10 protein-coding genes are annotated in these 10678 nt (G+C 59.4%); 2 read left to right on the top strand and 8 right to left on the bottom strand.

From position 1 onward, the window contains the following. Nucleotides 1-67: 67 nt before the first annotated feature. From ycaC to PMI37_RS19500, 3 genes are all read right to left on the bottom strand, one after another. On the bottom strand, nucleotides 68-694 hold the full coding sequence (gene ycaC, locus PMI37_RS19490) for an isochorismate family cysteine hydrolase YcaC (RefSeq protein ID WP_008084025.1): 627 nt from the start codon (nucleotides 692-694) through the stop codon (nucleotides 68-70). A 55-nt stretch (nucleotides 695-749) separates the two neighbouring features. Further along, nucleotides 750-1433, bottom strand: coding sequence for an isochorismatase family protein (locus PMI37_RS19495; RefSeq protein WP_008084027.1), 684 nt, complete (start codon nucleotides 1431-1433; stop codon nucleotides 750-752). Nucleotides 1434-1519: 86 nt separating this feature from the next. Next, nucleotides 1520-2386 carry a pirin family protein gene (locus PMI37_RS19500; protein ID WP_008084029.1) on the bottom strand — a complete coding sequence of 289 codons (867 nt, stop codon included), beginning with the start codon at nucleotides 2384-2386 and terminating at the stop codon, nucleotides 1520-1522. A gap of 104 nt (nucleotides 2387-2490) precedes the next feature. Here PMI37_RS19500 and PMI37_RS19505 point away from each other — a divergent pair, with 104 nt between their 5' ends. After that, nucleotides 2491-3399, top strand: coding sequence for a LysR substrate-binding domain-containing protein (locus PMI37_RS19505; RefSeq protein WP_008084032.1), 909 nt, complete (start codon nucleotides 2491-2493; stop codon nucleotides 3397-3399). 245 nt (nucleotides 3400-3644) lie between these two features. Beyond that, nucleotides 3645-4448, top strand: coding sequence for a 2,5-didehydrogluconate reductase DkgB (dkgB, locus tag PMI37_RS19510; protein WP_008084033.1), 804 nt, complete (start codon nucleotides 3645-3647; stop codon nucleotides 4446-4448). A 4-nt stretch (nucleotides 4449-4452) separates the two neighbouring features. Here dkgB and PMI37_RS19515 read toward each other — a convergent pair whose 3' ends face one another. The 5 genes from PMI37_RS19515 to PMI37_RS19535 form a co-directional block, all read right to left on the bottom strand. Then, entirely contained in the window at nucleotides 4453-7671 is a 3219-nt protein-coding gene (locus PMI37_RS19515) for a transporter substrate-binding domain-containing protein (RefSeq protein ID WP_008084034.1), read from the bottom strand. Between the two features lie 9 nt (nucleotides 7672-7680). Next, a complete protein-coding gene (locus PMI37_RS19520; protein ID WP_008084036.1) occupies nucleotides 7681-8307 on the bottom strand; it encodes a response regulator transcription factor in 627 nt (208 codons plus the stop codon). A 134-nt stretch (nucleotides 8308-8441) separates the two neighbouring features. Continuing rightward, complete coding sequence (locus PMI37_RS19525) at nucleotides 8442-8882, bottom strand: hypothetical protein (RefSeq protein WP_008084038.1); 441 nt, start codon at nucleotides 8880-8882, stop codon at nucleotides 8442-8444. A gap of 178 nt (nucleotides 8883-9060) precedes the next feature. After that, the gene (locus PMI37_RS19530) at nucleotides 9061-9450 is read right to left on the bottom strand and encodes a hypothetical protein (protein ID WP_008084041.1); all 390 of its coding nucleotides are present in this window, start codon (nucleotides 9448-9450) and stop codon (nucleotides 9061-9063) included. 209 nt (nucleotides 9451-9659) lie between these two features. Then, entirely contained in the window at nucleotides 9660-10376 is a 717-nt protein-coding gene (locus PMI37_RS19535; protein ID WP_008084043.1) for an MgtC/SapB family protein, read from the bottom strand. Nucleotides 10377-10678 lie beyond the last annotated feature (302 nt).

Genomic DNA, 10678 nt, shown 5'->3' on the forward strand with positions numbered 1-10678 from the left:
GCGATCTTTTGATCTTCAAAAACAGGATCAAAAGATCGCAGCCTGCGGCAGCTCCTACAGGGAATTGTTATTTGTCGTTGGTCAGGCTGTTGTAGCTGGTGAACAGGTTGCGGTAGTCCGGGATGTGGTTGGAGAACAGCGTGCCCAGCCCTTCAATGTCGTTGCGCCAGTCGCGGTGCAGCTCGCAGGCCAAACCGAACCAGGTCATCAATTGCGCGCCAGCGCTGGACATCCGATTCCATGCCGAATCGCGGGTCATTTCATTGAACGTGCCGGAGGCATCGGTGACCACAAACACATCGAAGCCTTCTTCCAGCGCCGACAGTGCCGGGAACGCCACGCACACCTCAGTTACCACACCCGCGATAATTAACTGTTTCTTGCCAGTGGCCTTGATCGCCTTGACGAAATCTTCGTTGTCCCAGGCATTGATCTGCCCCGGACGGGCGATGTACGGCGCATCCGGAAACAGCGCTTTCAGCTCGGGCACGAGCGGGCCGTTGGGGCCGGTTTCAAAACTGGTGGTGAGGATCGTCGGCAGTTTGAAGTACTTGGCCAGATCGGCCAGCGCCAGCACGTTGTTCTTGAACTTGTCCGGATCGATGTCGCGCACCAGCGACAGCAGACCTGCCTGGTGGTCGACCAGCAGCACCGCAGCATTGTTCTTGTCCAGACGTTTGTATTGAGTGGTCATTGCAGTAATCCTCGCGGGGTGTAGAGGCCGACGGGGTCGGCCTCAGGAGACTCGATCAGCGCTGGGAATCCAGCACTTCGTGTTCGTTCGCGACTTGCTGAGCCTTGAGGTAGCTCTCGATCAGCAATTGATAATGCGGCATGGCCTGGGCGTAGACAGCCGCCCACTGCTCCGCATCGGGACGGTTCCACGAGCCTTGCAGCTCGGAAAGCGTAGCCATGATGTCGATCGGCACCACCCCGGCCTGGGCCAAACGGGCAACCGTCAGATCAGTGGCCAGTTTGGAGTGATTGCCGGACGCGTCGACCACGGCAAAAACCTTGTAGCCTTCGTGCACGGCAGCGATCGACGGGAACGCCAGGCAAACGCTGGTCAGCGTGCCGGCGATCACCAGGGTTTTCTTGCCAGTGGCTTTGACTGCCGCGTGAAATTCCGGGTTGTCCCAGGCATTGATCTCGCCTTTGCGCGCCACGTATTGCGCATGCGGTGCGGCTTCGTGTATTTCCGGAATCAACGGCCCGTTCGGCCCTTGCGGCACGGAGGCCGTGGTGATCACCGGCATCTTCAACAGGGTCGCCGCTTTCGCCAGCGCTACGGCATTGGCGCGCAGTTGCGGCACGTCCATGTCCTTGACGATCTGAAACAGACCGCTCTGGTGATCGATCAGCAGCATGGCTGCGTCGCTGGCATCGATGGTCGGTTTCTGGCCGTCGAAGTTCGCGGCATTGACAGTATTCATGTGCGTTTCCTCTTTTCTTTAGGCAACAGCCATCCCTGGCCTTCGAACCGGCCTACGCGTCCTGTGTAGAGCGGAGTGGTTGTGCGTTAAGCGTGCATCTGGCCGAAGCGGCCGGACTGGAAGTCGGCGAAGGCCTGGTGAATTTCCTGCTCAGTGTTCATCACGAACGGGCCGTGGCCGACGATTGGCTCATCGATTGGCTCGCCGCTGAGCAGCAACACCACTGCGTCCTGACTGGCTTCGAGGGTCAGTTGCTTGCCATCACGTTCGAACAACGCCAACTGCCCTTCGCGCACCGATTCCAGACCGTTGACCTGCACCGAACCCTTCAACACCACCAGCGCGGTGTTGCGGCCTTCGTGCAGATCCAGCGTCAGCAACTTGCCGGCGTTCAGGCGCAGATCCCACACGTCGATCGGCGTGAAGGTGCGCGACGGGCCGGTGTGGCCATCGAACTCACCGGCGATCAGGCGCAGGCTGCCGGCGTTGTCCTTGAGCGCAATGCTCGGGATGTCGCTGTCGAGAATGGTCTGGTAGCCCGGCGCGGCCATTTTGTCCTTGGCCGGCAGGTTGACCCACAGCTGCACCATTTCCAGTTTGCCGCCGGTTTTGGCGAAGTCATCCGAGTGAAACTCCTCGTGGAGGATCCCGGACGCCGCCGTCATCCATTGCACATCGCCCGGGCCGATGACGCCGCCACTGCCGGTCGAATCGCGGTGTTGCACTTCGCCGTCATAAACGATAGTCACAGTTTCGAAACCACGGTGCGGATGCTGACCAACGCCACGACGATCGGTGGTCGGCGTGAAATCGGCAGGGCCGGCGTGATCGAGCAGCAGGAACGGGCTGATGTGTTTGCCCAGGTTGTCGTAAGAAAACAGTGTGCGAACCGGGAAACCATCGCCGACCCAATGGCCGCGTGGGCTGGTGTAGATACCGATGATGTTTTTCATGGTTGTCTCCAATGGGGTGAGTGATGCGATGGATTAAGCTTAAATCCATGACCATTAATGCACTAGACTGCAAAAATCAGCCTTAGCGTTCTACTTGGAGAACGATGGTGGAAGACCTCAACACCCTTTATTACTTCACTCAAGTGGTCGAACACCACGGATTCGCCGCTGCTGGCCGTGCGCTGGACATGCCCAAATCGAAGCTCAGCCGACGAATTGCCGAGCTGGAAGAACGCCTCGGCGTACGCCTGCTGCACCGCACCAGCCGTCATTGTTCGCTGACCGAAATCGGTCAGGCCTATTACCAGCGCTGCCTGGCCATGCGCATCGAAGCCGAAAGCGCCGCCGAGCTGATCGAACGCAACCGCTCCGAGCCGCAGGGGCTCGTGCGCCTGAGTTGCCCAACCGCGCTGCTCAACTCGTGGGTCGGGCCGATGCTCACCCGCTATATGCTCAAGTATCCGCTGGTGGAGTTGTTCATCGAGAGCACCAATCGTCGCGTCGACCTGATTCACGAAGGGTTCGACATTGCCTTGCGCGTGCGCTTTCCGCCGCTGGAAAACACCGACATGGTCATGAAGGTGCTCGGCAACAGTATGCAATCGGTGGTCGGCAGTCCGCAGTTTGTCGAACGCCTGTCGTCACCGCCCTCGCCCGCTGACCTCAATGGTTTGCCGAGCCTACATTGGGGTGCGGCGCAGCGCGAGTATCAGTGGGAGTTGCTGGGGCCAAATGACAACACCGCGCTGATCCGGCACACGCCGCGCATGGTCACCGATGATTTGATCGCGTTGCGTCAGGCGGTGATTGCTGGCGTTGGCGTGGCGCATTTGCCGAGTGTGGTGGTGCGTGAGGACATTGCGGCGGGGCGTGTGGTGGAGTTGATTCCGGGGTGGGCGCCGAAATGTGGCGTGGTGCATGCGATCTTTCCGTCGCGGCGCGGGTTGTTGCCGTCGGTGCGCACGTTGATTGATTTTCTCGGCGAGGAATTTGCGCACAGTGACATTGCCTGAATCGGTGGCGCGCCCATCGCTGGCAAGCCAGCTCCCACAGGATTTGGGGGTGAACACATCATTCATTACCAACATATATCCCTGTGGGAGCTGGCTTGCCAGCGATGAGGCCAGTCCAGACAACACAGAATCCAGGATTGATTCATGACTTCTGCTCAACACTGCTTTGCCCCGGCAGCGGTTTTTCTCAAGGATGCACACGTGGATACTCGAGCCCATTCCCACTGCAATCCCTGGAGTCTTTCATGCCTGTTCCCGCTTTCGGCCTCGGTACCTTTCGCCTGCAAGGCCAAGTGGTCATCGACTCGGTCAGCACCGCCCTTGAGCTCGGCTACCGGGTCATCGACACCGCGCAAATCTACGAGAACGAAGCCGAGGTCGGCGAGGCCATCGCCGCCAGCGGCATCCCCCGCGAAGAACTGTTCATCACCAGCAAGATCTGGATCGCCAATTTCGCCAAAGACCGTCTGATCGACAGCCTCAAAGAGAGCCTGCAAAAGCTGCAGACCGACTACCTCGACCTGACACTGATTCACTGGCCATCGCCGGAAGAACAAGTGCCCGTCGAAGAATTCATGGGCGCCCTGCTGGAAGCCAAACGCATGGGCCTGACCCGGCAGATCGGTGTGTCCAACTTCACCATCGACCTGATGAAACAGGCGATCGCCGCCGTGGGCGCCGACAACATCGCCACCAACCAGATCGAACTGCACCCGTACCTGCAAAACCACGCTGTGGCCGAGTTCGCCCAAAGCCAAGGCATTCAAACCACCTCGTACATGACCCTCGCCTACGGTGAAGTGTTGAAAGACCCGCTGATCCAGCAGATCGCCGAACGCCTGCACGCTACCCCGGCGCAAGTCACGCTGGCCTGGGCCATGCAACTGGGTTACGCGGTGATTCCGTCGTCGACCAAACGCGCCAACCTGCAAAGTAACCTGGGGGCCACCGCGCTGACCTTGAGCGATGCCGACATGGCGCAGATTGCCCAGCTGGAACGCGGCCATCGCCTGACCAGCCCGAAAGGCATCGCGCCGCATTGGGATTGATTGCTCAGGCTTGAAGACGTTGCGCGAGAACACTCATGGCCTCGCGTAACGCGCTGACGCTGGTGTCCAGCGCCACACTTCCGGCATCCGTGCAGGCGCGCTCAAGGTCGGTACATGCCGACACCAGCCGCGCCGCGCCGACCACCTGTGCGCCGCCCTTGATGTGGTGGGCCAGATCGCGCAACCCGGCGCGGTCAAGGGCTTGCCCGAGGTCATCGAGCCGCCGCAGATCGCCGTGCAAACTGCTCAGCACCTCCTTGCGCAAGTGCTCGATGATCGCCGGGTCATCGCCGGCCAAATGCTCCAGCACACTCAGATCCAATTCTGCCAGCGACGGTTTTTCCAGGCGCGGGACGTCTTGTTCCTCATCACGCGCAGCGCTTAACGCCTGACTCAAGTCGTGCAGACGAATCGGCTTGAACAGGCAATCGTCCATGCCGGCCTCCAGGCAACGGACCTTTTCCTCGACCTGCGCATTGGCGGTAAAACCCAGGATCAGGCTACGTTGTGCACCTGCCAGCGCCTCGGCCTGACGAATCTCGCGGGCCAGTTCATAGCCATTGAGTCGCGGCATATTGCAATCGGTGATCAGCACATCGAATGACTGCTCGCGCCACAATGCCAGGCCCTGCTCACCGTCCTGACTGTCGACCGTGCGATGGCCCAGCTCACTCAGTTGCCAGCACAGTAACAAGCGGTTCACTGGATGATCGTCCACCACCAGAATGTTCAGCGCCTGCGTTGCGACGGGTGTCAGTTGAACCACGGCATCCCCGGGTGCGAGCGCTTCCAGCAATGGCAGTTCGAGCCGCACGGTGACCTGTGTACCAAGGCCGGGCTGGCTGTGCAGTTGCAATTCGCCGCCCATTATTTCGCACAGGCTGCGGCTGATCACCAGGCCCAGCCCGGAGCCACTGCGCGCGGTGTGTGAATGGTTACCCGCCTGGACAAATGGGCTGAACAAGCGCTGCAGGTCTTCGGCACTGATGCCAATGCCACTGTCTTCGATGATCAGGCTGACGACCAGTTGCTCGGTGGTTACGCGGTTCACCTGCAGTTGCAGACTCACTTCGCCGGCCTCGGTGAACTTGATCGCGTTACTCAACAGGTTGGACAACACCTGCTTGAAGCGCGTCGAATCGACCAGCACGTCAACGTCACTGCGCGCATCCAGTTCGACGTGCCAGAGCAAACGCTTCTGCCGCGCCAGACCTTCAAAGACCCGGCACACCGACGCCACCTGATCGCGCAGATTGGCCCGTTCCGGGGCGAGCGATAAATGCCCGGACTCGATGCGCGCAATGTCGAGGATGTCGCCGATCAACACCAGCAACTGCTGGCCCGCGCTGGAGGCGACTTGAATCGCCAGCCGATCGGTCACGCCCTCCTCCGCCCGCTTCAGCGCCAGTTCGAGCATGCCGATCAAGGCATTCATCGGCGTACGGATTTCATGGCTCATGGTGGCCAGAAAAGTGGTCTTTGCCCGATTGGCATCGTCGGCGGCGTCCTTGGCGTCCTGCAACTGACGCAACCACTGCTGGCGCTGGCTGATCTGCCGACGCTGAAAGCCGATCAAGCCCAGCGCCAGCAACAGCAAGACGGCAGCTGCGACAAAGCCCAGCAGAATCTCTGTGCGATGACGCTGCCAATAGCTGGCGTCGACCGCCAGATCATGGGTCCAGCGCCCAACCAGCTCGTCCATTTCCTGCGGAGCAATGCTCAGCAGCGCCTTGTTCAGAATCGAATGCAGTTCGGGCGCTTGCGGTGAGGTGGCCATGACGATTCTCGCCGGCTGATCACCCACGGTGGTGGCGATCCGCAAACGCTCGCGGTACTGGCGGGCAATCAGATAACGCGCGCCTACCAACGAACTCAAGGTCGCCTCCACTTGCCCCTTGCTGACCATCTCCATGCCGATCGCCGGACTTTTCACCTCGATCAACGTGACCTCTGGCGCATGCTCGACGAGGTAAGCGCGTAGCGGATGCGCGCGATAGATCGCCAGGCGCTGGCCGGCCAGATCGTCGAGGTTGCGCGGCCTGCCGTCAGTCGTCGCGGTGACCAGCACAAACGGGTTGTTCAAATAGGCCCGGGTGAAATGCAACTCGTCTTCGCGTTCACGGCTGGGGGTGATGACCGGCAACACATCAAGCTCGCCCGCCGTGAGTTGCTCTATCTGCCGACTCAGCGAGCTGCCGCGAACGATCTCGAAGGTCAAGCCACTGCGCTGACTGATCAGGCTGAGCAATTGCGCCGCAAGCCCGCTGAGTCGGCCATCGGCATCAAAAAACGACAACGGTGCAAAATCTTCAATAGCGCCTACCCGTACCCGTGGATGTTGGTCAAGCCAGCGTTGTTCGCCAGCGCTCAGTGGCACCCGCGCGTGCTCGGCCATCTCGGCCCGGCCGGCACTCCAGCGCTGCTCGATGAGCTGGCGTTGGTCCATCGGGATGCTGGCCAAGGCTTTGTCGATGATCCGTTTCAAGCGCCCATCGGTACGGCGCAAGGCAAACCCGAACGGATTGGCATCCAGCCCCGATGGGCCGAGCAGTTGCACATCGTTACGGTAGTTGGTGTTGATCAGGTAATTGGCGCTGATGAAGTCGCCCAGGTAGACATCATCCACCCCGAACGCCACGGCCCCGAGTGCATCCATGGCCGAGTGGTAGCGTTGAATATTGCTTTGGGGATAGAAGGCCTGAACCACCGACAAAGGCAAATAATCTTCGGCCATCGCCAGGCGCTTGCCGGCCAGATCGGACAGCGCCTGCTCACCGATGCGGGCCACCAACACCGGCTGGTCTTCGGCGTAGGCACGGGAAAGCATCAGCTCGGGATCGGCGAGTTCAAAGTTGTTCGAGGTGCCAAGTACGTCAATCTCGCCGCGTTTGAGCGCAGTAATCGCCGACGTTCGGTCGGCGTAACGCCGCACCTCAATCCTGATATTCAGCAGTTGCGCGAGCAGATCGGCGTAATCGGCGCTGAGGCCTTCCAGTTGATGCTGGTTACGTGTCAGTTCAAAAGGCGGGTAATCCGGCCCGGAGACTCCCATGTACAGCACCGGATGTTTGCGCAACCAGTAGCGATCGGTGCCGTCCAGCCGCAGTTGGACATTTTCCAGGCGGGTGCGGGTGAGAATCTCCAGCGATTTTGGTACAGCATCAGCCCAGGCCGTCAGCACGCTCGCCGACAACAGCATGAGACACCAGCGCCACCAGCCCATGCCGACCTCTCAGATCAAGTGATTGCGTCTGGCGAAATCACGCAGATGAACCGCCGAATTGACCCCCAGTTTGGCCATCAGGCGCGATTTATAGGTACTGACGGTCTTGTGACTGAGGTGCATGTCTTCGGCAATGGTTTTGTTCGGCTTGCCGGAAGCCAGTTGCACAAAGATATTCAGCTCTCGGTTGGATAGCTGGTCGATCAGTTGCGTTTCTGAGCCTTGCAGTGTGTTCGAGGCATTCGCGTTGTCGGACAGTGCGGTGAAGTAGGTGTAACCGGACATCAGCGCCTGAATGGCTTTGTGCAATTGCTGCAAATGATTGGTCTTGGGCACGAAAGCCATGGCGCCGGCGCGCAGGCAACGTTCCTGGTAGAACGTGGCTTCGTACGAAGTGAAGATCAGAATCAGGCAGGTCAGGTCATTGGCTCTGATGCGCTCCATGACATCGAGTCCGTCGAGCATCGGCAGATTCAGATCCAGCACGACCAGTTTCGGCTGGTGCTCGCGCAGCAGTTGCACCACTTCGTTGCCGCTGGATGCCTCATGAATGACTTTGAAGCCTTCCGCTTGCAGCACGATTCTGACAGCGGCGCGCACCACCGGATGATCGTCGACGATCAGCGCTGACTTCATGAACACTCCCTGGGAAAAACATGACGATGACGATCTGATCCGTTGGTGTCGGATAGTGGAGTTACGCAGAGACTGTTGCACGGGCATCAAAGCGAATCTACCTGTCAGGTCTGACAGTTGTGGCTTGCGTGAATCTATGCTTGAGCGCGCCGCGACGGTACTGATTCCGCTGCCCAGGCCCGCTGCGCTGACGCGGTGTGAGCGTCGACCGCTGCCATCAGCGCTTTGATTGTCTGCAGGCCAGGCAATGCGGCGTGAGTGATTTGCAGGTTTTCCTGGGCAAACCCCGGATTGGCCTGCAATGGCGCCGAAGGTTCGTTGTAGATCAGGGCGTGGCGAACGTGCGGGTTGTCGAGGAAGAAGGCCAACAGATCCAGCGAACCGGCGGCCAGTTCGGCATTGATGACCACCACGTCGAACGGTTCGCAGCCGTACTCGACCAGAGTCAATAACTCGAGAAGATTCTGTACCGGTGCAACCCGGTAATAGTCGAGGCCATTGAACACACGTTCGATTTTCATCCGGTGAAAATGCTGCGAGTCGGCAATCAGGATGCGCAGGGTTTTATTGATCATGGTCGATCTCCCGGTAGTAGCAGTTTCTGGGTGCGGCAAGACTACGCAACGCTCGCGGATCTTTATGTAGGACGTTTCTGAAGAAACCGGTCATTCATCCGGGGCCAGAACACGCAACGGCGGGACAGGCATTGTCATTGACTGGCTGATTGCGGAACTGCAACCCGAAGGAAAACGCCTAGACATCCAACTGCTCCAGAAGGGAACCCAGCGATGAGCGATCCGCCGTCCGGATCAGATTCAACTGGCGTCGTTGACTCGCATAGATCGTCTCAGCGTGCGGCTGACCGCGCCGCGCATCGTGGATCACACCATGACGAATCTGCGCGTTGCTCTGGAAAAAACGTATCGGATCAACCCCCACGGCGGCCAGCAACTCACCATTGATGATCAGCAAATCAAACTGATCGAACGGCTCGTACGAGTATTGGGTCACGCTGAGCAGCTCCCGGAAGGAACACACTGCCGTGAGCGCTCGATAACCGAGTTCGTTCAGCGATTTACCGATTCTGTCTTGCAGAGACGGTTGCTCTTCGGCAATCAGGATTCGCCAACACTTGTAGGACATTTTCTTTCACGGCTATGGGAAAAGTTACGGTGCATCACACTAAGCAAAAGCAAGCGCGAGTCATGTAGGACGATTCTGATAAAGAGACAGAAAGGTCTCGAAACCCCAAAAGAAAAAACCACGTCGGACAACCCGACGTGGCTTTTTGATGGACTCACGACGGCGTTAACCCAAGGTCTCGCCGAACGTTTGCTCTCCTTTGCGCAGGCTTATTCCGTGGTACTCGGACTCCAGAACGCCTGCACCACCAACGCCGAAGTGGAAATGCGCGCGACCAATGCATCCAGTTCATCACCGTCGACCGAGGTGGTGGCCAGCGTCGCTTCAATCTCGATTTCATCCGCGCCAAACGCATGCACATCGACATCGCTGGCCGGGTAGTTGCTGCGTTCCAGTTCGGCTTCGAGCAGAGCGAACACCGCTTTCTGCTGCGAGCGTCGAGCGATGACGTAGACGATGTTGGTGACCTCCGCCGAGACCACGTCCAATGGCTGGCGGTTGATGTTGTTGACGATCGGCCGCAGCAAGGTATTGGCGGCGAGGATGAACAGCGTGCCGAGTACCGCTTCGGCGAGCAGGTCGGCGCCGGCACAGGCGCCGACCGCAGCAGACGTCCACAGGGTCGCGGCGGTGTTGAGGCCGCGCACATTGCCCTCTTCGCGCATGATCACCCCGGCGCCGAGAAAGCCGATGCCGGAGACCACGTAGGCAACCACGCGCACCGCGCCTTCTGCACCGGCGAGACGGTTGGCCATGTCGACGAAAATCGCCGCACCCACCGCCACCAGCACGTTGGTGCGCAGACCGGCGGTGCGTTGCCGGTATTGGCGCTCGAAACCGATCAGGCCGCCGAGGATGAAAGCGGCGCTGAGGCTGACGAGGGTGTCGAGCAGCGAATCGAGGTTGAGGTTGTTGATGGCTTGCATCGTCATCTCCCTGAAAAAACACAAACCCCCTTGTGGGGCCTGCTTGAAACGAGCCCCTGTAGGAGCTGCCGAAGGCTGCGATCTTTTGCTGTTGCCTTTTAAAAACAAGATCAAAACGGCAGCTCCTACAGGGGCAGCATTATTGCCAGCCGAAGCGGCGGATGTAGAAGCCTTTCACCGCCTGGGTCAGCGCCATGTACGCCAGCAGGATCACCGGCAGGAACACGAAGTACAGCGACGGCAGCGCCTGCAATTTGAAGTAGTGCGCCAGCGGCCCCATCGGCAGGGAAATGCCGACCGCC

Source organism: Pseudomonas sp. GM80, from assembly GCF_000282515.1.
Classification (GTDB): domain Bacteria; phylum Pseudomonadota; class Gammaproteobacteria; order Pseudomonadales; family Pseudomonadaceae; genus Aquipseudomonas.

Coding starts and splice junctions, on each gene's coding strand:
- ycaC (WP_008084025.1), bottom strand. CDS start 694: ATGACCACTCAATACAAACGTCTGGACAAGAACAATGCTGCGGTGCTG.
- PMI37_RS19495 (WP_008084027.1), bottom strand. CDS start 1,433: ATGAATACTGTCAATGCCGCGAACTTCGACGGCCAGAAACCGACCATC.
- PMI37_RS19500 (WP_008084029.1), bottom strand. CDS start 2,386: ATGAAAAACATCATCGGTATCTACACCAGCCCACGCGGCCATTGGGTC.
- PMI37_RS19505 (WP_008084032.1), top strand. CDS start 2,491: ATGGTGGAAGACCTCAACACCCTTTATTACTTCACTCAAGTGGTCGAA.
- dkgB (WP_008084033.1), top strand. CDS start 3,645: ATGCCTGTTCCCGCTTTCGGCCTCGGTACCTTTCGCCTGCAAGGCCAA.
- PMI37_RS19515 (WP_008084034.1), bottom strand. CDS start 7,671: ATGGGCTGGTGGCGCTGGTGTCTCATGCTGTTGTCGGCGAGCGTGCTG.
- PMI37_RS19520 (WP_008084036.1), bottom strand. CDS start 8,307: ATGAAGTCAGCGCTGATCGTCGACGATCATCCGGTGGTGCGCGCCGCT.
- PMI37_RS19525 (WP_008084038.1), bottom strand. CDS start 8,882: ATGATCAATAAAACCCTGCGCATCCTGATTGCCGACTCGCAGCATTTT.
- PMI37_RS19530 (WP_008084041.1), bottom strand. CDS start 9,450: ATGTCCTACAAGTGTTGGCGAATCCTGATTGCCGAAGAGCAACCGTCT.
- PMI37_RS19535 (WP_008084043.1), bottom strand. CDS start 10,376: ATGCAAGCCATCAACAACCTCAACCTCGATTCGCTGCTCGACACCCTC.